This is a genomic window from Streptomyces sp. Tek67B01 (assembly GCF_055231995.1).
Genome location: NZ_JBUYUY010000001.1, coordinates 229,604 through 249,147, shown reverse-complemented (window position 1 = coordinate 249,147; position 19,544 = coordinate 229,604). Strand labels below are relative to the sequence as shown.

Annotated in this window: 17 protein-coding genes and 6 pseudogenes; 13 read left to right on the top strand and 10 right to left on the bottom strand. The window is 70.3% G+C overall.

The annotated features are described in order from the left end of the window. Nucleotides 1-308 precede the first annotated feature (308 nt). Both ACV7NM_RS01275 and ACV7NM_RS01270 read left to right on the top strand, forming a co-directional pair. Complete coding sequence (locus tag ACV7NM_RS01275; protein ID WP_463408438.1) at nucleotides 309-548, top strand: hypothetical protein; 240 nt, start codon at nucleotides 309-311, stop codon at nucleotides 546-548. A 527-nt stretch (nucleotides 549-1,075) separates the two neighbouring features. Beyond that, entirely contained in the window at nucleotides 1,076-3,658 is a 2,583-nt protein-coding gene (locus tag ACV7NM_RS01270) for a D-alanyl-D-alanine carboxypeptidase family protein (RefSeq protein WP_463408437.1), read from the top strand. A gap of 1,268 nt (nucleotides 3,659-4,926) precedes the next feature. On the opposite strand, the gene ACV7NM_RS01265 is transcribed toward ACV7NM_RS01270, so the two are convergent. The 3 genes from ACV7NM_RS01265 to ACV7NM_RS01255 form a co-directional block, all read right to left on the bottom strand. Then, nucleotides 4,927-5,979 carry a hypothetical protein gene (locus ACV7NM_RS01265; RefSeq protein ID WP_463408436.1) on the bottom strand — a complete coding sequence of 351 codons (1,053 nt, stop codon included), beginning with the start codon at nucleotides 5,977-5,979 and terminating at the stop codon, nucleotides 4,927-4,929. Between the two features lie 467 nt (nucleotides 5,980-6,446). Beyond that, nucleotides 6,447-6,584 (bottom strand): hypothetical protein, encoded by a 138-nt coding sequence (locus ACV7NM_RS01260; RefSeq protein ID WP_463408435.1) that lies wholly within the window; start codon nucleotides 6,582-6,584, stop codon nucleotides 6,447-6,449. Next, entirely contained in the window at nucleotides 6,581-6,982 is a 402-nt protein-coding gene (locus ACV7NM_RS01255) for a winged helix-turn-helix transcriptional regulator (RefSeq protein ID WP_463408434.1), read from the bottom strand. The genes ACV7NM_RS01260 and ACV7NM_RS01255 overlap by 4 nt, the downstream gene beginning before the upstream one ends. Before the next feature lie 68 nt (nucleotides 6,983-7,050). On the opposite strand from ACV7NM_RS01255, the gene ACV7NM_RS01250 reads away from it, so the two are divergent. Further along, the gene (locus ACV7NM_RS01250; RefSeq protein ID WP_463408433.1) at nucleotides 7,051-7,722 is read left to right on the top strand and encodes a nitroreductase family protein; all 672 of its coding nucleotides are present in this window, start codon (nucleotides 7,051-7,053) and stop codon (nucleotides 7,720-7,722) included. Between the two features lie 729 nt (nucleotides 7,723-8,451). Continuing rightward, nucleotides 8,452-8,727, top strand: a complete 276-nt coding sequence (locus ACV7NM_RS01245) for an early set domain-containing protein (protein ID WP_463408432.1) — start codon at nucleotides 8,452-8,454, stop codon at nucleotides 8,725-8,727. 393 nt (nucleotides 8,728-9,120) lie between these two features. Here ACV7NM_RS01245 and ACV7NM_RS01240 read toward each other — a convergent pair. Then, nucleotides 9,121-9,396: pseudogene (locus ACV7NM_RS01240) on the bottom strand (transposase); the annotation flags it as partial. 1,003 nt (nucleotides 9,397-10,399) lie between these two features. Here ACV7NM_RS01240 and ACV7NM_RS01235 point away from each other — a divergent pair. Then, nucleotides 10,400-11,233: a ZIP family metal transporter gene (locus ACV7NM_RS01235; protein ID WP_463408431.1), complete on the top strand. Its 834-nt coding sequence runs from the start codon at nucleotides 10,400-10,402 to the stop codon at nucleotides 11,231-11,233. Between the two features lie 355 nt (nucleotides 11,234-11,588). Here ACV7NM_RS01235 and ACV7NM_RS01230 read toward each other — a convergent pair whose 3' ends face one another. Further along, nucleotides 11,589-11,921, bottom strand: coding sequence for an ArsR/SmtB family transcription factor (locus ACV7NM_RS01230; RefSeq protein WP_463408430.1), 333 nt, complete (start codon nucleotides 11,919-11,921; stop codon nucleotides 11,589-11,591). On the opposite strand from ACV7NM_RS01230, the pseudogene ACV7NM_RS01225 reads away from it, so the two are divergent. From ACV7NM_RS01225 to ACV7NM_RS01215, 3 genes and pseudogenes are all read left to right on the top strand, one after another. Continuing rightward, nucleotides 11,863-12,044, top strand: a pseudogene (locus tag ACV7NM_RS01225) (hypothetical protein); the annotation flags it as partial. The gene ACV7NM_RS01230 and the pseudogene ACV7NM_RS01225 sit on opposite strands and share 59 nt — an antisense overlap. A gap of 27 nt (nucleotides 12,045-12,071) precedes the next feature. After that, nucleotides 12,072-12,281, top strand: a complete 210-nt coding sequence (locus ACV7NM_RS01220; protein WP_463414153.1) for a hypothetical protein — start codon at nucleotides 12,072-12,074, stop codon at nucleotides 12,279-12,281. 110 nt (nucleotides 12,282-12,391) lie between these two features. Continuing rightward, a pseudogene (locus ACV7NM_RS01215) lies at nucleotides 12,392-12,529 on the top strand (transposase); the annotation flags it as partial. Nucleotides 12,530-12,642: 113 nt separating this feature from the next. On the opposite strand, the gene ACV7NM_RS01210 reads toward ACV7NM_RS01215, so the two are convergent. Together ACV7NM_RS01210 and ACV7NM_RS01205 are read right to left on the bottom strand one after the other, a co-directional pair. Further along, the gene (locus ACV7NM_RS01210) at nucleotides 12,643-13,209 is read right to left on the bottom strand and encodes an RICIN domain-containing protein (protein ID WP_463408429.1); all 567 of its coding nucleotides are present in this window, start codon (nucleotides 13,207-13,209) and stop codon (nucleotides 12,643-12,645) included. Between the two features lie 77 nt (nucleotides 13,210-13,286). Then, on the bottom strand, nucleotides 13,287-13,877 hold the full coding sequence (locus ACV7NM_RS01205) for a ricin-type beta-trefoil lectin domain protein (RefSeq protein ID WP_463408428.1): 591 nt from the start codon (nucleotides 13,875-13,877) through the stop codon (nucleotides 13,287-13,289). A 115-nt stretch (nucleotides 13,878-13,992) separates the two neighbouring features. Here ACV7NM_RS01205 and ACV7NM_RS01200 point away from each other — a divergent pair, with 115 nt between their 5' ends. Together ACV7NM_RS01200 and ACV7NM_RS01195 are read left to right on the top strand one after the other, a co-directional pair. Then, complete coding sequence (locus tag ACV7NM_RS01200) at nucleotides 13,993-14,973, top strand: ArsR/SmtB family transcription factor (protein WP_463408427.1); 981 nt, start codon at nucleotides 13,993-13,995, stop codon at nucleotides 14,971-14,973. Nucleotides 14,974-15,028: 55 nt separating this feature from the next. Then, a pseudogene (locus tag ACV7NM_RS01195) lies at nucleotides 15,029-15,244 on the top strand (transposase); the annotation flags it as partial. A gap of 6 nt (nucleotides 15,245-15,250) precedes the next feature. On the opposite strand, the gene ACV7NM_RS01190 reads toward ACV7NM_RS01195, so the two are convergent. Then, nucleotides 15,251-16,186, bottom strand: coding sequence for a helix-turn-helix domain-containing protein (locus ACV7NM_RS01190; protein ID WP_463408426.1), 936 nt, complete (start codon nucleotides 16,184-16,186; stop codon nucleotides 15,251-15,253). A gap of 127 nt (nucleotides 16,187-16,313) precedes the next feature. On the opposite strand from ACV7NM_RS01190, the gene ACV7NM_RS01185 reads away from it, so the two are divergent. After that, a complete protein-coding gene (locus ACV7NM_RS01185) occupies nucleotides 16,314-17,357 on the top strand; it encodes a saccharopine dehydrogenase family protein (protein WP_463408425.1) in 1,044 nt (347 codons plus the stop codon). Nucleotides 17,358-17,573: 216 nt separating this feature from the next. Here ACV7NM_RS01185 and ACV7NM_RS01180 read toward each other — a convergent pair. Beyond that, a pseudogene (locus tag ACV7NM_RS01180) lies at nucleotides 17,574-17,742 on the bottom strand (alpha/beta hydrolase); the annotation flags it as partial. A 45-nt stretch (nucleotides 17,743-17,787) separates the two neighbouring features. Here ACV7NM_RS01180 and ACV7NM_RS01175 point away from each other — a divergent pair. Continuing rightward, nucleotides 17,788-17,910 (top strand): annotated as a pseudogene (locus ACV7NM_RS01175) (winged helix-turn-helix transcriptional regulator); the annotation flags it as partial. Nucleotides 17,911-17,937: 27 nt separating this feature from the next. Here ACV7NM_RS01175 and ACV7NM_RS01170 read toward each other — a convergent pair. Further along, entirely contained in the window at nucleotides 17,938-18,831 is an 894-nt protein-coding gene (locus tag ACV7NM_RS01170; protein ID WP_463408424.1) for an NADP-dependent oxidoreductase, read from the bottom strand. Nucleotides 18,832-18,901: 70 nt separating this feature from the next. Here ACV7NM_RS01170 and ACV7NM_RS01165 point away from each other — a divergent pair, with 70 nt between their 5' ends. Further along, nucleotides 18,902-19,477: a TetR/AcrR family transcriptional regulator gene (locus ACV7NM_RS01165; RefSeq protein ID WP_463408423.1), complete on the top strand. Its 576-nt coding sequence runs from the start codon at nucleotides 18,902-18,904 to the stop codon at nucleotides 19,475-19,477. Nucleotides 19,478-19,544 lie beyond the last annotated feature (67 nt).

Sequence of the window (19,544 nt, the reverse complement as noted above, 5' to 3'; positions counted from 1 at the left end):
CGACATACGGGAACTGCTCGGCGCGGCCGCGGGCCGGCTGGAGCGGGGCCTGGCGGCGCAGGTGCCTGCGGCGCTGCCCGGGCAGCGCGGGTATGGCTGGGGCCGCAGTTCGGGCGGGACGCGTTCGAACGGGCGGCGGGCAGGCGGCCGGTGCCGGGCCGCCGGCCGGTGCGGCTGCCGCCGGACGGACTCGACGGACGACTGGTGCTCGCGCCGGACCGCCCTGACCTTCCGGTACTTCAGTGAGGAACTACGGACCCTCCCGCTCGTCGGGCGCATCCGGCTCATCCGGATCCGGTGCATCCGGCGTGTCTGGCGGATCCGGTGCGTTCGGCGTGCCCGCGCCCGGTGCCGGAGCGGCCGACGCCCCCGACCCTGCCCTGCGCGCCCTCGCGCCGCTCGTCCGGGCGACCGCCTCCGCCCTCGGCGCCGCCCTGCGGGGCGAGGAGTTCACGGCGGACCTCGACCGGCCCGCGCCCTCGACCTCGCCCCCCGCGGGGCTTATCCCGCCCGGCACGACGCCGTCCTGCGCGCCGGGCTCCACCTGACCCACCAGGCCCTCGCCGACCACGCCCGGCACGACGCCGTCCTGCGCGCCGGGCTCCACCTGACCCACCAGGCCCTCGCCGACCACGCCCGGCACGGCGGCGATCCCGCGACCGGCCGCACTCCACCGCCGGTCTGAACCGGACGGGCCCGTTCGGCCCGGCCGGAGTATGACCGTACTGTCACAAGATCAGGTCGCGGGAACGAACTGGGAACCTCGTACATCTAGCCGGTCAGCGGGGTCTCTGCGGGGCCCCGCCTGACGGAATCGGCAAGAACCGGCCGGGTTGGCCGGGGCGAGTGACAAGGCGGGGCAGGAATGAAGGCGGTAGCGGTGGCGGGCGGTTCCCCGGACACTCCGAAGTCTCCGGAGACGGAAGGGACCGAGCTCCCTGGAACGCAGAACACGCCTCCCGAACCCCCGAGCGACACCACCCGGCCCACGCCGGACGCGGCGACGGACCCGGATAAGCCGTCGGCTGACGACGCCCGGGACGCCGAGCCCAAGGAGGGCTCGCGGGGTGAACCCGTGGCTGAGGCTGACGCACCCGACACCGTGCTCGCGGAGGGCAAGCGGGGCGGGACTGTGGCGGAGGTGGAGGCGGACGAAGACGCCGAGGTTGCTGCCGAGTGGAGGACCAAGCTCGCGGAGGGCAAGCCGGGCGCAACCCTGGCGACGGCAGAAGCCGAGTCGGAGGCCTCCACGGACGCCGAGGCGGAAGCCGGGACCGGGCTCGAGGCCGCCACGAGGATCGGGTCCGTTGACGGAGCTCTGGCCGAATCGGCGGCGAGGTCAGAAGCCGAGCCGGAGGCCGGCGAGACCGCGCCCGGGGCTGCGGCGGCACAGCCCGACGCGATTGCCACGGGCGGGGCCGTACCCAAGGCGGCGGCCGCGGAGGGGGACGTACCGGCGTCCGGTGCCGAGGTCAACGACGGGGCAGCATCCGCGCCTTCCGCGGCAGCCATCGGCGAGGCCGTACCCGAGACCAAGAGGGCGGCGGTCTCGGACGGGGATGCACCCGCGTTCGAACCTGCGGCCGGCGGGCCTGCACCCGAGGCGGATGCCGAGGGCACCAGTGGGAATGTGTTTGACTCCCGGGCCGCGGCCGCGGGCGGGGACGTGACCAAGTCCGACGCGGTAGCCGGCGGCGGGGACTCGCCCGAGGCTGAGGTCGGCGGCGGGGACGTACGCCTTGCCGCGCCCGAGCCTGCGGTCGGCGCGGATGGCGCGGGCGAAGTCGACGAGCATGACGAGGCGGCCGAGGAGTCCGCAGAGGCAGCCGGTCCGGACGACGATGCGGGCCGGGAAGACCGGCTTGCTCGGGAGGACGAAGCCGACGCCGAGCGGACCAGCCAGTTCGTGGCCCTGAAGGACCTCGACGCCCCGACGGAGAAGGCGCCTTGGACGCGCGTCGTACCGCCGAACCGCACCCCGGGCCGGACCTCGGCCACACCCACCACCCCGCCCGAGATCCCGATCCCGACCCCGACCCCGGCCTCGGGCCGGACCCCGACCCCGGCCCCGACCCCGGGCCGGACTCCGACTCCAGGCACCACCCCGCCCGAGACCCCGGCCCCGACTCCGGGCTCGACCCCAGGCACGACCTCGGGTCGGACCGCGACCCCCGCCCCGGGCCCAGCTGCGGGCCCGGGGACCGGCCGGGCTTCGGCTCGGCCCGGGGGGCCTGCCCGTACGCCGGCGGGGACCGCGGACCCGGCCGCGACGCCCGACGCCGCCCCCGTTCCCGCCCCGGAGGGGCCCGCGCCGCACCCCGTCGTCGAGCGCACCCGCGAGGTGCCGGTCCCGCCGCGACCCCCTCTGGATCTGCTGGCCGAGCTCACCAACAACCCACCTCCGCCCGAGACCCCGCGCCGCACCGTCGTCCGGCGCGTGAAGATCTGGACCCCGATACTCCTGCTCCTCGCCGGCGCCGCCATCGGCGGGCAGCTGCTGCGCCCGCTGCCCGCCCCCCGGATCGTCGCGGCCGAGCGGACGCACACCCTCGACGGGCAGTTCTCCGTACCGTGGCCCGCCAAGGGCCAGGGTGCCGTACGCGTGCCCGGCTCCGGCGACATCGGTGCCTTCGGCGAGCAGAAGCCCGTCCCCACCGCCAGCGTCGCCAAGGTCATGACGGCCTACGTCATCCTCAAGAACCACCCGCTCCGCAAGACCGAGGCAGGCCCCCAGATCGAGGTCGACGCGAAGGCCGTCGCGGACGGCACCTCCGACGACGAGTCCCGGATCGAGGGCTTCGTCGTCGGGGCGAAGTTCAGCCAGCAGGACATGTTGAAGATGCTCATGATCAAGTCGGCCAACAACGTGGCCCGGCTGTTGGCGCGCTGGGACACCGGCACCGACTCCGAGGCGGCGTTCGTCGGGAAGATGAACGCCGCCGCCCGGGAACTCGGCATGCAGAACACCACGTACACCGACCCCAGCGGTCTGGACGCCGGAACCGTCAGCACCGCCGCCGACCAGCTGAAGCTGGCCGAGGCCGTGATGAAGGACGAGGCGTTCCGCGCCGTGGTCGTCCTGCCGAGCGCCGAGATCAAGGGGCTGTCCGAGACGCTCATCAACAGCAACACTCTGCTCTCGGGCAACGGCCTCCGCGTCCGCGGCATCAAGACCGGGTCGAGCACCCCCGCGGGCGGCACGCTGATGTGGGCGGCGTCCAAGTCGGTCGGCGACGAGACCCCGCTGATCCTCGGCACGCTCATGGACCAGCACGCGGACGGCCCGGACCACAACGGGGAGAACAGCCTGAAGCTCGTCCTGGCCAACAGCGAGAAGATCATCGAGTCGGTGCGGCAGGCGCTCGACTCGGCGCCGGTCGTCCGCAAGGGCCAGACGGTCGGCTACGTGGACGACGGCCTCGGCGGCCGTACCCCGCTGGTGGCCACGAAGGATCTGAACGTGATCGGCGTACCGGGCCAGCAGTTGCAGCTGGCCCTGCGGCCGGGCGCTTCAGGGACCCCGCACGCCGCGAAGGCGGGAACCGAGGTCGGCGTCCTGACGGTCGGTGTCGGGGAGGGCGCGAAGAACGTTCCCGTGGCGCTCGGAACCCAGCTGGCCGAACCTTCCTTCACGACCCGGGTCACCCGCCTGCGCTGACCGAAGGCCGCGCCCGGAATTCGTAGGACGGGCCCCACAGAGCGCCGCAGTCGGCCGCACTGCTGCTCATGCAGAGTAGGCGCGGTGGGGAGCTGTCTTAAACCTTTCTCTCGTGTTCGCGTGTACGTGCGCTGCGACGTGTCGCACGCGGCTCGTGACGAGTGGCGCGGACGAATGGGGCACGCATGGCGAAGCACTGGTCGGTACCGCTGCTGGTGAACGGTCTGCTCGGGCTCCCGGGCGTGGTGCCGATCTGGCTGCTGTGGTACCTCGCGCTGAACTGGCCACTCGCTGAGCTCGGTCTGACCGTACGGGAACCGACGGAGAACGACGGCATGCTGGGCCGGCTGCTGATCGTCATCCCCGTCACCGGGCTGTACGCCCTGCTTTGGTGGCTGGCCAAAAGGCCGCTCCGCCGCGATTCCGTGCTCGCTCCACGTGCGTACTGGTCCCTCGGTGTTCTGGCTCTGTTCGTGCCCACAACCCTCCTCGCCTTCGCCACATCACAGAACACTCGGGGGACGACTGGGTCGCTTGCGGGGGTGAGTGGTCGAACTTGTGCTGCCCAAGGGTCAACGCGGCGCTCAACACACTCTCGGCGCCGAACTGCTCTTCCTGGTGCTGAGGGAGCGCGACGCGAAGAACAGCGTGGCCACCGCCTCCAGAGATTCACAACTTCGCGTTCTGGCACACATTCCGTGACAGGCAGACCTCAAGGCGGCCGGCGGCCTTGGGGTGTCCCCTTCCCCGGGTGGCAATTACCTCGGGGGTTATGGCACCGCCCAACCGCCTACGGCTACGGCTACGGCTACGGTCGAGGTCATCCCCTGGAACGAAGGAGCCCCGTGGTGCCTGCTTACGGCTTCGCTCGTCTCCGCAGCCGCCGGAACCACCCCGACGTCAGCGTCCACCTGGAGCGCATCCAGGCAACCCTCGCCCCCTTCGCCGGCCGCTTCATCATCCACGGTCCGCCAACCGAAGTCCTCCACCGAACCAGTGCGGCGAGGGGATCGTTGCTGGTTGCCAGGAGGAGTCCGAAGTCCTCTTCGTCGCTGTCGAGCGGCCGTGGCAGCGAATTCAAGTCGCCGGTCAAGGGTTCGCAGTCGAGAGCGGCGTGCCGGTAGACCTCGTAGGTCCCTCGTACTGGGTGTAGCTCGGCCCAGGGGATCCCCCGGCGCTCGGAGCTTCCAGACGGTGTCGACGGGGTTCGTCCCGCTGGGATTTCACACCGGTGGGAGAGGATGCCGAGGATCGGACCCTTACTCGGCTCAACTGCCGTTGTAGCGGGTGCCATCGAACGTGTAGGGCCAGGATGCCTCGGCGCCGATGGACACCTCACCCGGTCCGGCTGGGATCTTGAGCATCGTCATGCTCAGCTGGGTTTGGGTGTACCTGCTCCAGCGAATGCCGGTCGTCCCGGTCCATCCGCTGGAGGTGAACGTCTGGTAGCGGCCGGGTCCCATGTCGACGGTGAGCGTATTCACCGACAGGCACGCCACCAGCGCACCCCCGTCCGCAGTCCGCCACACAGGCCCGTACGGAGTGCGCGTGGGCTCCTGCTGCGTCGTGAGGGACTTCGGGTTGTTGAGCCGCTCGGGCAGCCCCTTGCGCCCCTCGGTGATCTCCATACGTGCAGCGTCGATGTCCGCAGCCCATCCCGGGTCCGAGGCGTCCGTACCGTCCTTACCGCTCCGGTAGTCGTAGTAACGGCCGCAGACCTCTGCCGGATCCACAGCCAGCTTCGAGAAGTCACCGCCGGTGACGGCCTGGCCGTCCGGTCCGACGGCGGGCGCGGGCAGTGCGCTGACGGTCGGCGCGAAGGCCCTGAAGGCCGCACGCCAAGTGCCGTCCTTGCCCTCGTGGTGGAGGGACCAGCGCAACTCGACCGACTTCTGCGAGGCACCGACCGTGTGGCTGCTCACCTCGCTCGCGGCCAGCATCCACCGGTCGCCGGTACCCGTACCGGCGCCCGCCCAGGCATGGACAGCGGGTGCGACCTCGGGGGAGTTGGTGGGCCCGGGCGGCGTGCTGGTCCCGTACTTCTTGCTGTTCTCGGCGGCGGCGAGCAGTTGGTCCAACCACGGCCCTTCTGCGTACCCCTTGATCACCTCCGGGTCTTGGCCCTTTTGCTCGACACGCTTGTCGACTTCCTCGGCCAGACGGCGGGCCTCGTCCGCGGTCAACGGCTTCACAGCGGCCGAGGAACCCTTGGTTCCCTCGGCGGCGGTTGCCGCCCCCGAGTGCTTCGTGGCCGGCGTGCTTTCACATCCGACCACCCCAAGTACCACCACGGCAGTGACCAGCGGCATCAGACGCCTCATCAGTTGCTCCCCTCGGCACACAGAACGATCACCTGATCTTGCCTCAGGTGCTGGCGCATCACCTCGTGATCCAGTCGCTCGAAACTCATCGTCCTCGATCAGCCCGTCCGACTGCTCCATGTCTTGCGGCCTGAGCCACTTGCCGAACACGCGCCTTTGCCTGTCATCAGGCACAACGAAAGTCAACCAGGACGCCGCGGCCTCGATGCGCTGGCCGCCAGGAGCCTCACACCGAGACCGGCGAAAGGCAGTCGACATCGAGCGGCACCAGCCGGTGTACACGGCGCGAGCAGCTGTTCGAACTCGCCCGGCCGACCGATGTGGCCGCCTCTCGCCGATCCCTTCACCGCAGGAGCACGGTCAACGACCTCGTGGCCGAGCACGGATCGTGTCCTCGACCTGCCGCTGCTGTCACAGCAGCCAGGCCCGCATGGCCTGCCGGCTCTCCAACCGGGCCTGGAACTCCTTCACGCCGAATCCTCCCCGGTGTCGGGATCGGAGAGGACGAAGCGGCCGCCGCTGTAGTGGACCACCAGCTCCCCCTCCCCGCCGGGTGCTGTCTCGGCCGCTCGTCGTAGTTCCACCCGGCGCACCGTGCGCGTCACGGGGTCGGGGTGCCTGCCGTTTCTGCGGTGACTCGGGCACGAGCCCGTTCGATCTCGTTGATATGGGTCTCTGTCCATTGCCGGAGCGCGGTGATCGGCCCGGCGAGGCTCTGCCCCAGCGCCGTCAGGTCGTACTCGACCCTGGGCGGGATGGTCGGGTGCGCCGTGCGGGTGATGAAGCCGTCGGCCTCAAGGCTGCGCAGAGTCTGGGTGAGCATCTTCTGCGAGACGCCCTGGATGCGTCGACTCAAGTCGGTGTAGCGCATGGTGCCTTCGAGGAGGGCGTCCACGACCAGGATCGTCCACTTGCCGGCGATGTGGTCGAGGACCTGGCGAGTGGGGCACTTCGCGGAGTAGGTGTCGGCCGGCAGTCCGGAGGACTCCACCACGGTCTTCATGCCGGGAGAGTAACGCACTAATTAGTGCCCTCTTCCGTATGGAGAGTGACTCTCCAATTGTTAGTGGCATGACGAGTCACACACTTTCCGTCGCGGACGCGATCCGCACCCGCCGCACCGTGCGCCACTACCGGCCCGATCCGATCCCGCAGGCCGACCTCACCTCGCTGCTCGAGCTCGCCGTCGAGGCGCCCACCAGCTGGAATCTGCAGGACCGGTCGATCGTCGTGGTCAGCGACGACGAAGGCCGAGACGGACTGACCTGGGCCACCGGCGGCCAACCCCAGCCGCGGGAAGCCCCGGTGGTCCTGGTCTTCATCGCCGAGCCTCGGTCCTGGCGTGACGATCACAGCGACGTGTATGACCAGGCAGCCCGCAATGGCGCCTGGAACGACGAGTTCACCGCTATGTTCTCCGCCGCCTCAACGGCGTTTCAGGAAGATCTCGACGAGCGTGGTCTGCTGCGGGAGTACGCGGTGAAGGACGCCATGATCGCAGCCTCCTTCGTGATGCTCGCCGCGACGGAGATGGGCCTGGCCACATCGCCGATGAACGGCTGGGACGAGGCCAAGGTGAAGAAGGTGATCGGGCTCGAAGACCGGGACGACCTGGCCATCGCCCTGCTCATGTCCATCGGCTACCCGGCGGAAGAACGACGCCATCCCGGTCGGCGTGCCCTGGGGCGCAACGTCTTCTACGAACGGCACACCGCGAAGGAGAGAGCCGTAGGCCAGGAGTAGGAGCCTTGGAGGCGGAGGGCCTGGTGATGTCCGCCGGTCGGACCTCGCGTGGAGCCGGACGGGCGGCGGATCACCGAGAAGTTGTGGTCGCCGACGCCGCTTGAGTTGGAGGGGGCCGAGGACGGCGAGCGTCTCCCGCAGGTGTTCGAGGGACCACCGCTATCTCCCTCGCGCGTACCCCCGGCCGCCTGGCCAGGTTCCTCTCCGGTGCTCTGCATGCACTCGACCCGGCCCTGCGCCGGCGTGCCCTGCCTGCTGACGGTGGTGGCACCTTCGGCACTGTCCTGCCGAGCTCCGAGAAAATACAGGGAGGCGGATGATGCCGTCCGCCGACTTCAGGACGTCCTTGCGCAGATCGGCCGCGTGAGTCTTCAGAGCCAGCCGATGTGGCCACCGGCCTTGTGCGAACGAGGGCATGCCGCGCCGAGTCCAGGTGGTGGCGCCCGCCGCCCTGGAAGCCATGGACCGCCGAGACGACGCCACCGCCCCCGGCTGAGCGCCGACCGAGGCCGCCCGGCCCCTATGGGGCGGCCGGGCGGTTTTCGCGCAGACTGGTGGTCCACGCCTTGAGTCAGGTACTACGTCGGCCCTGCCTTGGAAGACGCCGGGTAGGGCGGTGTGCTGAGCCCCACCGACTGGGTGAAGCCTGCACGTGACCGCGGCCGCCTCCGGTACTTCCGGCCGCCGTCGGCGGATGGTAGGACAACCATCCCTCGTGAAGGAGTCCCGATGCTCGAACTCAAGAAGTTCAAGAACCGCACCGAGGTTACTTTCGTCTTGCCGCACGCCACCCCGCCGGGCCCGGTCAGCGTAGTCGGCGATTTCAACGACTGGCAGCCCTGCTTCGACACCCTCTTTCCCCGGGACGATGGCATGCGCGCGGTCACTGTCACCCTGCCGGTGGACAGTGTCCACTCCTTCCGCTATCTCGCGGCGGAAGGCCACTGGTTTGATGACGAACGCCCTGACAGCCACGACGGTCGCAACTGCCTGGTCCACACCTGACCTCGTCGGACAGACCACACGTGGGTGCAGGTCGCCATCTACTTGGTTGATCAATGGGCAGAAAGATGCACTACACGTCGGTTGTCCGGGGCGTGTCGTTGCGCGCCTGCCGTCCGAAGTCCATGTGGTGCATCCCGGCCGCGCCGTTCGATCGGTCGAGCCGGCATCCTGTCTGCCGTGGTGCCGGAGCCGGTGGCCCGACCCGGGACGTGTCGGCTCCGGCTCTTCCGGACACATGCCGCCGTTCCCTGTCGGGTGCGCCGGCTTCATCGGAGCCAGGGGGTGTTCCGGTCGTCGGCGCTGCCTTTGCCCGCGTTTTTCGGTACTTGCAGCGTGGCCGATGTCGCGGGCCGCCGGCCGGCCGGTGGCGAGGGCGGTGAGGATGTTCTGCCAGGTGCCGTTGGTTGCCCACAGGCGTAGGCGTTCGGCGCAGCGGTGCCAGGGGTCGTAGCGGGTGGGCAGGTCGTGCCGGCGGCGCCCGCCTTGCTGTTGCCACAGGATGCCGTTGACGATGGCCGGGTAGTCCGGCCCGCCAGGGCCGCTATGGGGAGGCAGGGGGCGCACGGCTTCCCATTCGCGGTCATCAAGGTCAGCGACTTCGTTCCTGCCAGTGCAACGAGCATCCCCGCGGGCCAGGCACGTACCGGCGGCCGTAAGCCCATATCCCAAGGGAAGGGGGGCAGCCTCGCGGAACCGGTTCTGCTCCGGCTCGTTGAAGGCTGGGAGGCCGCCCCTTCCCCGGATGCCCCGAGCTTCCGCGGCGGGGCCCCCGTCCGGCCAAACACGCTCCGCCCATGCCCGGGCCGGGAACCGGGTCGGCAAACGCGGTGGTCCTTCGGTGGCCGTGGGCTTCGGCCGCCGCAGCTGCCTCGACGCGGAGCCCGTGCAGCGGAGGCTCAAGTGCTGCAACGCACCTGGGTATACCTGCGGCGACCCCTGAATCTCGGATAGAGGGCGAGAACGGCGCTGGTTCCCCTCCGGTTTCCAGCGACATGTCTTCGCACCGTGTGGAGTCTTCAAAGCGGGCGCGGTGGTGGACCGGCAGTGCAGCTGCGGTGCAGACTCCCGAGTGCGTGTAAGTAGCGCGCGGCGGCGAAGAGGCCGCCTCTAGGACGAGCGCGAGTTTGGTGAGAGTGAGCGGGGAGCCGAGGTCGGGGTGGAGCAGCATCCCGCTGGCGACGAGCCCGCCGAGCCCGGCCCAGATGGGCACGTACAGCCCGGAGTGGCACCGAGCACCTCGGTGAGGGTGCAGCGCCCGACGGCCCACAGCACGGCGTGGAAATCGGCGGAGAGCACGGCGCCGAAGCCCAGGACGAGTGAGGCGAGGTGGACGAAGAGCGCAGCGGTGTGCAGCCCAAGTGCCTCGTCGCTGCCGGAGTCGCTTGCGGCCTGTCGGGCCACATGGGTCGGGGGTGCGACGGCGGTCGCGGCCAACGGGGCGGAGCGCGCCGGGCGCCTGCGTCGAGGCTTTGCGGTCAGGCAGGGAAGAGGGGCTGCGTGGTGCGGAAGCTCGTCCGGTAGGGCGATTGGTGCCTTCCTTGGGCGTTTGGGCGTCGCAAGTGTCATCCGGTCGATACGACTCCGAGACCTGACGACTCGAAGGTTGTTAGGTCAGCCTTACTTGTCCTACTGTCTCGCGTTGTCCGCCGCCCCGCGTCCCCCGGGAGACTTCGTGTCCAGTTCTCAGATCGCCCTGCTCGGCGCGATCGCCGGCTTCACCATCTACCTGGGCCTGCCGATCGGTCGCCTGCGCAAGCCGGCCCCTCGGCTGAAAGCCGTGCTGAACGCGGTGGCCGTCGGAATCTTGATCTTCCTCGTCTGGGACGTGCTGGCCCACGCCTGGGAGCCGGTCGACGGGGCGTTGAGCGAGCACCACTGGGGCACGGCCCTGATCGGCGGCCTGGTCTTGGCGGCCGGGCTCACGGCCGGCCTGGCCGGCCTCGTCTACTACGACCGCTGGGCCACCGCTCGCCGCCGCCGCACGGGCGGCGACTTGCCCGCCGGCCCGGGGGCGGCGAGCACCGCGGAACTGGCTCCCCGAGCCCGTTCCCACGCCGGCGAACTGGCCTTGATGATCGCCACCGGCATCGGACTGCACAACTTCGCCGAGGGCCTCGCCATCGGCAACTCGGCTGCCCGGGGTGAGATCTCCCTGGCGGTTTTGCTGATCGTCGGCTTCGGCCTGCACAACGCCACGGAGGGCTTCGGCATCGTCGCCCCGCTGGCCGCCGAGGGTGAACGACCCTCCTGGACCACACTCGGCCTGCTCGGCCTGATCGGAGGCGGTCCCACCTTCGCGGGCACCCTGGTCGGACAGCACCTCGTCAACGACACGCTGTCCATATCCTTCCTGGGGCTTGCCGCCGGCTCCATCCTGTACGTCGTCATCGAACTCCTGGCCGTCGCCCGCAAGGCCGCACTGAAGGAACTCACGACCTGGGGCATCCTGGCCGGCCTGCTCCTCGGCTTCGCCACCGACGCTATCGTCACCGCCGCAGGGGCCTGACGCCCTGCCCATGCCACGGCCGGCAGCTTGCGGCACCACCCAGGCGGCCGGCCACGGCGCCAGCCGCGCTGAGGTGGCCGGCGCTGCGGCACGCGTCGACCGACGGGCGCTGTTGTGAAACTCGTGCGACGCGGCTTCGGCAACGCGGAGCCCCCCACGCGCGGGGGTTCCGCCTGTGGGCCGCGCCCAGCGGCGCAGCGGCCGTCTGATCGACAGCTGGAGTGGGCCTGTCGGCCGATGTGGCTGGGTCCCCCCCCCCCGACGCCCGCCTACCCCAGCCGCGGGTGTGTGGCGAAACGGCGTGCTCGGCGCGCGTCTTCGACTTGCTTGCCGGCCCTCGGGCGGTCGATGGATCTCAGTCGGCGCTTGCGGGTTCGGGTAGGGCCGCGGGGGAGTCGCGGACGCCCATGCGCAGGTGTTCCACGTGGTAGAGGGCCTGGTCGAGGAGTTCGGCGACGTGGTTGTCGTAGAGGGCGTAGATGATCGAGCGGCCGTGTCGTTCTCCGGTGACCAGTCCGAGGTTGCGCAGCAGCCGCAGCTGGTGAGAGCAGGCGGAGGCTTCCATTCCGACCGCTTCGGCGAGGTCGCTCACCGAGCAGGCTCCTTCCTGGAGGCGTGCCAGGATGTACCTGGCACGCAGGTCCCGCCGCCTGGTGATCCAGAACCTCGTCATCGCCGGGAGCTTCATCACCGTCCTCGTGGCCTGGGACCTGATCGGCACTCCCCCCTGCCACTCGGCGTCGCCGGCCACGAAGGCTCCACCGTCATCGTCGACCTCAACGGCCTGCGCCTGCTGCGCGAACGCGCCTGGACTGAACCCCCTCTCCAAGGACACCAAGTGAGCAAGCGCACCCGACGCGACCGAACAACCACCCCCTCCGGGGCGGCCTGCGACACCCGGTGCACCGTCACCGTCTGCCGTGGCTGCTGCTGCGGCGCCGCCGCCAAGGCTCCGACGCGAGCTGGCCACGTCCACTGCGCCGTCGCTGCCCCCGGGCAGCAGCAGGGGGACGACGTCTCGGACGTCGTCCCCCTGCACCGCGCCTGAATGCGAGAAGTCCCAGCCTGGCTTCAGCCCTCTGCCGGGAGGTTGTCCTACGCGTCGCCTTCACCGCAGAGCTCGTCGGTTGCGGACATGGTCCGCAGGCACCGGGATGTCCGGTGGACGACCGGCTGCGCCTGCAGGGGATCCTGTTCGTGCTGTACACCGGCATGACCTGGCTGCAGCTGGAGCTGGGCTTCGGCTCCGGCCAGACCTGCTGGCGGCGGCTCGGCCGCCGGCAGGAGGCCTGGGTCGGCCCCTCGCCCGGGGAGGGCGAGGGGCCGACCCAGGCAGTCGTCTCGGGGCTTCGTGAGGAAGAAGCCGCGAGACGGCGGTCAACGGCCGCCTGTGGCCGGCCGGTCGGCGGTCAGGCGGAGGTCGTCCACCGCTGCTCGGCGCCGCCGTAGCAGGACCACTGGACGACCGGGGCGCCCGGCGTCGTGCTAGAGGCGCCGACCGCGGCGCACAGGCCGCTCGCCCGGTTCCACATCTGGGCGAAGCCCGTGTCCGGGTTCCGGTCGAAGTACCAGGTCTGCTCCGCCCCCTCGTCGCAGCCGTACTGGATCAGTTGGACGCCGGCGTTCGGCGAACTCGCCGGATCGGCCAGGCACTTGCCGCTGTTCTTGTTCACGACCTCGTAGCCGCCGCCGGAGTTCGGCATGGGGTAGAGGCCCCAGTACTGCTCGGCGCCGCCGTGACAGGACCACTGGATGATCCCGGCTCCGCCCGCCGTGCTCCCGGCGCCGACCGACAGGCAGTGCTGGCTGTTGTAGTTCCAGAGCTCCACGATCTCCCCGTCCTTGAGCGAGGGGGACGCGATCGCGGTCGGTGCCGACGCCGAGGCCGGCGTCATCCCCGCCGCGAACGCGATCGCGGCGGCGAGCCCCACGGCCCCCGCCCTGAACTTCCTCCGGGTACGTGCCGCTGCGTTCATGCGTGTTCCCTCCTTGTCGAGACGTGCTGTTCACCGGGCACCGGGCACCGGCGCCGGCGCCGACGGCGTCGGAGGCGTCACGCGGTCCGGATGTCCCACCACTGCTGGGACTGGAAGTTCTTGCCCCACAGCTGGGCCCGGGCGCCGTTGCCGGGGACGTTGGTGTCGCGGTCCAGCACGGTGTTGTTGCCGTTGTTGAAGCGGACGTTGTAGATGGCCAGGTCACCGGAGGGGTGGTACCACTGCTGCTGGGTGGTGCCATTGCACTGCCACAGCTGCACCCGGGTGCCGTTGGTGCCGCCGCCGTTGGTGTCGGCGTCCAGGCACATGCCCGGGAACCGCACGCTCCGCAGGCTGCCGTCGGTGGACAGCAGCCACTCCTGCTGGGTGGTGCCGTTGCACCCCCACACCTGGACCTTGGTGCCGTTCCCGCCGGCGGTGGCGTCGGCGTCCAGGCACTGGCCCGGGGTCGCCCGGTACAGGCTGTAGATCCGGACGTAGATGCCCGCGGTGAGGGAGCCCGCCCGGGCGCCGGGCGCCTGGCCCTGCTCCCAGGCCACGTGGTGGGCGGCGGGCTCGGCGGCCTGGGCGGATGCCGCGCCTGAGGCACCGACGGTGAGGGCTGTCACGGCAGTCGCGATGGCGGCCAGCTTCTTGTGAACGATCATGGATCTTGGATTCCTTTCGGGGCCGGTCTGTACGGTGAATCCAGGAAAGGCCACCCCGATTGACCGGTCGAATGATTCGATTTCTTTCGAAGGGACTGGCGAAGGGGGAACGCGTGTGATCCGGATCCGCCTGGGAGCCCGGGGGCTGGGGGGCGTGAGGTTCGCGGTCTCACCGATGGGCTCGGCCAAGGACCTGCTCCGCCTCGTCGGCTTCAGCCCAGGCACCCTGACCCCGCCCTGGCGGACCAGGGCCACGGACGCGCTGACCCGGCACCGGCTCGGGCTGCTGGCCGTGGTCGGCGGGGGAGGCCCCCTCGGTTACGCCCCGGACTTCCTGCGGCCGGAACCCCCGGCCTTCCTGACCGACATCGACACCGCGCTGCACCAGATCGCGACGACCCCGCGGGAACGGATCCGCTATGAGCTGGCCGGGGCCGTCAAAGGCCACGCCTGGGACCCCGGTTCCGGCCACCCTGTGCCGCGGCAGCTCCTGCAGGCCCTCGACCGCGGGGAGGACCACTTCGCCCGCCGACTCGCCGACGAGATGGCGCGGTTCTGGAACGCGGCACTGAAGCCCTCGTGGCCGGCCATCCGGGCCCGACTGGAAGCCGACGTCACCGCCCGGGCCTCCGAGATCACCCAGTACGGGCTCGCCGAGGCCCTCAACCGACTGGCCCCGAACCTGGAATGGCGCGGCGGCGAACTGCTCGTCCACCTCCGCACGGACAGCATCCACCGGCTGACGCTGGACGCGGAAGCGGTGATCCTCACGCCGAGCGTCTTCGTCGACCGGGCCCTCTTCTGCGCCGGGGAACCGCCCGGGACACCTGCGCCGCGCACTCCGCTCATCGTCTACCCCGCCGCACAGATCGACTGTCTTCCACCCGCCCAGGACCACCCACTGATCGGGGCGATGCGGCGAAAGCTCCTGGCCGAACTGAGCCAACCGCGTTCCACGACGGAGATCGCCCAGCGGCTCTACCTGAGTCCGGCCACCGTCTCCTACCACCTGCAAATCCTCCACCGGGCCGGGCTCGTCACCCGTGCCCGACGGTCCCGGCACGTCCTCTACCAGCGACTCGGAGGAGCGGTGTAGGCGTACCAACCGCGCCCCCCCGCCCGCGAGGGGCGGGGAGCGGGCCGCACCCGGGCGAGGGAGGGGCGTGACACCGCGGATCGCCAGACGCGGCACCGAGCACGGCTCGGGCCTGGGCACTCAACGGTGGCTCGTCGAGCGGGCCTTCGCCCACCTCCACTGGTTCCGTCGCCTGCGGATCCGCTGGGAGATCCGCAACGACATCCACGAAGCCGTCCTCACCCTCGAATGCGCACTCATCTGTCGGCGACGCCTGAAATCGTTGCGATAGGAGTTCTTAGGGGCGGAAGGTGCGGCGGTAGGTGTCGGGTGGAACTCCGACGCTGCGGTGGAAGTGGCGGCGCAGGGTGGTTGCGGTGCCCATGCCGGTGGCCGCGGCGATGGTGTCCACCGTGGTGTTGGTGGTCTCCAGCAGTTCCTGGGCGTGGCGGATGCGTTGGGTGTGGAGCCACTTCAGGGGTGTGGTGCCGGTGAGGTGTTTGAAGTGCCGGCTGAGGTGGCGTGAGCTCATGCGGGCCTGTCGGGCCAGGTCCTCCACGGTGAGTGGTTGGTCCAGTCGCTCCAATGCCCAGGGGAAGAGTTCGCTCAGGGGGTGGTTGCCGGGGGCGGGCAGGGGAGTGGCGATGAACTGGGCCTGCCCGCCGTCGCGGTGGGGTGGGATGACCAGACGCCGGGCGATCTTGTTGGCGTTGGCCGAGCCATGGTCGAGGCGGACGAGGTGCAGGCACAGGTCCATGGCGGCGGCCTTGCCCGCGGAGGTGAGGACGTCGCCGTTGTCGACGTAGAGGACGTCCGGATCGACGGTGGCCGCTGGGTGGCGCCGAGCCAATTCCCGGGTGTGAGCCCAGTGAGTGGTGGCGCGCCGGCCGTCGAGCAGTCCTGCCGCGCCCAGAACGAAGGCGCCCGTGCACAGTGAGGCTACGCGGGCACCGGCCGCATGGGCGGCGCGCACCGCCTCGACCAGTTCGCGGGGCGGTTCGCGGTCCGTGTCGGCCCAGCCGGGGACGATCACCGTGTCCGCGTGCGTGAGGTGGTCGAGTCCGTGATCGGGTTCAAGGCGGAAGCGGTCGACACGAACGGGGTCGTTCCCGCAGAGGGAGAACGTGTACCAGGGGTCGACGATGTGGGTGAGGTCGGAGCCGAAGATCTCCATGGCCACGGACAGTTCGTAGTGGAGCATGCCATCGGTGATGGCCAGTGCGACGGTGGGCATGTCCGAAACTGTACGTGGCATGTCGTTTCCGACGCTCGTGCAGGTGCTGCCGCGAGGACAGGATGGGCGTGTCAGGCCGCAGCGGATCGGCATCGCAGCGGGCATTCGAGTGCAAGGGAGCAGTCTCATGGGGTCAGGCCAGCTGGTGGCGGTCTTCGGTGCGTACGGTCACACGGGGCGGTTCGTGGTCGCGGAGCTGGCCGCGCGTGGGTTCGTCCCGGTGGCGTCGGGGCGCAACGCGCAGGCTTTGGAGAAGCTGGCCGGCGAGCACGGGTTTGAGGCCCGGGTGGCGTCGGTCGAGGACCCGGCTTCGCTGGACCGGGCTCTGGCGGGAACGGTGGCGGTCATCAACTGCGCCGGACCTTTCGCCTCGACCACCGGCCCCGTCATCGAGTCCGCGCTGCGCACGGGGATCCCGTACCTGGACGTGGCCGCAGAGCTCGAGGCGAATCTCGACACCTTCGCCCACTACCGCGAGCGGGCCCGGGACGCGGGAGCGGTGATCGTTCCGGCCATGGCCTTCTTCGGCGGTCTTGGTGACCTGCTGGTCACTGCGGCGATGGGCGACTGGACCGAAGCCGACGAGGCTCACATCGCCTACGCGCTCAGCAGCTGGCACCCCACCGCCGGCACCCGGCTCTCGGGCGCGGTGTCGCGCGAGCGGCGCGGCGACCACCGGCTGCGTTACCGAGGCGGACGATGGGAGCACCGCACTGACCAGGCGCCCACCCTCGAGTGGACCTTCCCGGCTCCGATGGGTCCCCGGCAGGTCATCGGGGAGTTCACGATGGCGGACGTCGTCACCGTCCCCCAGCACCTGTCCATCCCTGACGTGACCACCTACATGACCGCCGAGGCGGTCCGCGACATCGCCGCCCCCCACACACCGGCCCCGAGCCCCGCCGACGAGAGCGGGCGCTCGGACCAGACCTTCCTCGTCGACGCCGTCGTGCGCTCGGGCGGCGCCGAACGCCGGGCCACGGCCGGCGGCCAGGACATCTACGCTGTCACCGCGCCCCTTGTCGCCGAGGCACTTGAGCGTGTCCTGACCGGCCGCATCCAGACCACTGGCGTCGCCTCCGCCGGCGAGATCTTCGACGCCCCCAACTTCCTGCATGCGCTCGCCCCGCACATCGCACTCGACCTGAGCCGGCCAAAGCAGATCGCCTGACCACACTGGACGTCGGTGGTGCCGGAGGTCCCGTGCGAGCTTGTCGTGCTGGTTGTCCTGGCGGGTCAGCTTCCACAGCTGGTCGGGCGTAACCCTCCTCCTGGATTTGTCAGACCACGACCTGGTGAGGATCGAGTCGATCCAGGAAGACAGCGACAGGTATGGCTGCTCACCAAGAGGGGACACGGCGAGGCGAGGAAGCTGCTGGAGCCGAAGGTACTGCCCGGCCATTCGGCCCATGATGCCGCTCCAGAGCTCCCAGGTGTGGGGGAAGCCGTGCAGCAGGAGAACCGCAGGCCCCTCCCCGGCGATTGCGACGTTGAGCTGCACCCCCGTGCGTCGCGATGCGGCGCAGGTGGTGCGCGGGCGCGGTGGTGACGGGCATGACGGCGCCTCTCCGAGTGGTTACCATTGGTGACCACGCAACGAGGTGACCATCCGAGGAGCCCGGGCCACCGGTCGCGGGGCACGCGGCGATCTGTTCGATCCCCACTGCCCGACGCGGCAGTTGTTGGACCGCATCGGCACGAAGTGGACGTTCATGGTCGTCAAGACGACCGGGCGCCGGGCGTCCCGCGGCTCAGATGACCAAGACCCGGCGCCCCCGGGTGTGGCCGGCGCGGCTGTCGGTGTGCGCAGCTGCCGCCTGGGTGAGCGAGTACGACTTTTCGACGGGGATGTGGAGCCTGCCGCGGGTAATGAGGTCGACGGCCTCGGCGAGCGCGTCCGCTACGCTCCCGGCCACGCCGGAGAAACGGACGCCCAGCCGTGGCGCATCGAGGTCGGCGATGGAAACGACCTTGCGCGGGTCCCCGGTCAACTCGACGAGTTCACCGATGACGCCAGAGCCGGCCAGGTCCAGGGCCGCGTCGACACGGCCCAGTTGCCGAACCCGTGCGACCCAGCCCTCGTCGTACGTCGTGGCGAGGGCGCCCATGGCGCGCAGGTAGTCCTGGTTCGCAGCCCCGGCCGTGCCGATCACCTGGATGCCGCGCGCACGGGCGATCTGTAGCACCGCCGAGCCGACACCGCCGGACGCACCGCTGACCAGCAGGTTCTGCCTGGGCTGCACGCCGACCTCGCCGATGATGCGCAGGGCGGTCTCCACTACCGACGGGTACCCGGCCGCCTCCTCGAAGGCCAGCCCCTCGGGCATCCGGGCCCAGGCCGTCAGCACGGCGAACTCGGCGTAGGTTTCGGCGCCTTCGCCGAACACGCGGTCACCGACCTCGATCCCCTCCACGCCCTCGCCGACCTCATCCACCACTCCGGCGGCGTCCAGGCCGACCCCGGCGGGCAGTTCGACCGGATGGGCTCCAAGTACCTGGCCCTCCCGAATCCTCCAGTCGACGGGGTTGACACCCGCCGCCCGCACAGCGATGCGTATCCGGCCGGGACCCGCGTGGGGCTCCTCGGCTTCCACCAGTTGCAGGACCTCGGGACCGCCGAACTCGGCGAAGCTGATTTTCCTCATGCGCTCGACAGTAACCCTAACCGTTATGGTTTCACAACGGTCAGGGATTCATACCTGGTAGTGTCAGGGCATGATCGAGCCGTCCGGACGCCGTGAACGCAAGAAGGCCGCGACCCGCCAGAAAATCGCTGACACCGCACTGCGCCTCTTCCTGGACCGCGGGTACGACGCCGTGGGCATCCGTGACGTCGCGGCCGAGGCGGACGTGGCCGTCACCACCGTCTTCGCCCACTTCGTCTCGAAGGAAGCCCTGGTGTTCGAACGTGACCAGGACTTCGAGCAGCGCCTCACGCGGGCGGTGACCGACCGGGCGCCGCACGAGCCGCTCATCCCGGCGCTGCAGCGCGAAGTCCGGGCCCTGGTACGCCACTGCACGGCGGAGGGCAGTGCCCCAGTCCGCCGCATGATCCAGGGTTCATCCGCCCTGCGGGAGTACGAGGAGTCGATGAGTCTGCGTCACGCGCAAGCGCTGGCAGCGGCGATGGCCGCCGACCCCCGCCTGTCCCGGAGTGCGACGGCCTGCAGGGCGACCGCGCGGTTCGCCATCGACGCCTACGCGCTGGCCTGTGGGGCGGACGATCCCGAGGCCACGGTGGACGAGGTCTTCCGGATGATCGAGGCGGCTTGGGAAGCCACCGCGCCCTGACTCGGGCGCGCCGGCCGCAGGACACCGCCGGATTCTGGCTACTCGACAGGTGCGGCGCTGGAGAGCG

Excerpts from the sequence above, each read along its gene's own strand:
- ACV7NM_RS01265 (WP_463408436.1), bottom strand. The coding sequence starts at position 5,979 with ATGAGGCGTCTGATGCCGCTGGTCACTGCCGTGGTGGTACTTGGGGTG.
- ACV7NM_RS01255 (WP_463408434.1), bottom strand. The coding sequence starts at position 6,982 with ATGAAGACCGTGGTGGAGTCCTCCGGACTGCCGGCCGACACCTACTCC.
- ACV7NM_RS01250 (WP_463408433.1), top strand. The coding sequence starts at position 7,051 with ATGACGAGTCACACACTTTCCGTCGCGGACGCGATCCGCACCCGCCGC.
- ACV7NM_RS01245 (WP_463408432.1), top strand. The coding sequence starts at position 8,452 with ATGCTCGAACTCAAGAAGTTCAAGAACCGCACCGAGGTTACTTTCGTC.
- ACV7NM_RS01230 (WP_463408430.1), bottom strand. The coding sequence starts at position 11,921 with ATGAAGCTCCCGGCGATGACGAGGTTCTGGATCACCAGGCGGCGGGAC.
- ACV7NM_RS01210 (WP_463408429.1), bottom strand. The coding sequence starts at position 13,209 with ATGAACGCAGCGGCACGTACCCGGAGGAAGTTCAGGGCGGGGGCCGTG.
- ACV7NM_RS01205 (WP_463408428.1), bottom strand. The coding sequence starts at position 13,877 with ATGATCGTTCACAAGAAGCTGGCCGCCATCGCGACTGCCGTGACAGCC.
- ACV7NM_RS01190 (WP_463408426.1), bottom strand. The coding sequence starts at position 16,186 with ATGCCCACCGTCGCACTGGCCATCACCGATGGCATGCTCCACTACGAA.
- ACV7NM_RS01185 (WP_463408425.1), top strand. The coding sequence starts at position 16,314 with ATGGGGTCAGGCCAGCTGGTGGCGGTCTTCGGTGCGTACGGTCACACG.
- ACV7NM_RS01170 (WP_463408424.1), bottom strand. The coding sequence starts at position 18,831 with ATGAGGAAAATCAGCTTCGCCGAGTTCGGCGGTCCCGAGGTCCTGCAA.
- ACV7NM_RS01165 (WP_463408423.1), top strand. The coding sequence starts at position 18,902 with ATGATCGAGCCGTCCGGACGCCGTGAACGCAAGAAGGCCGCGACCCGC.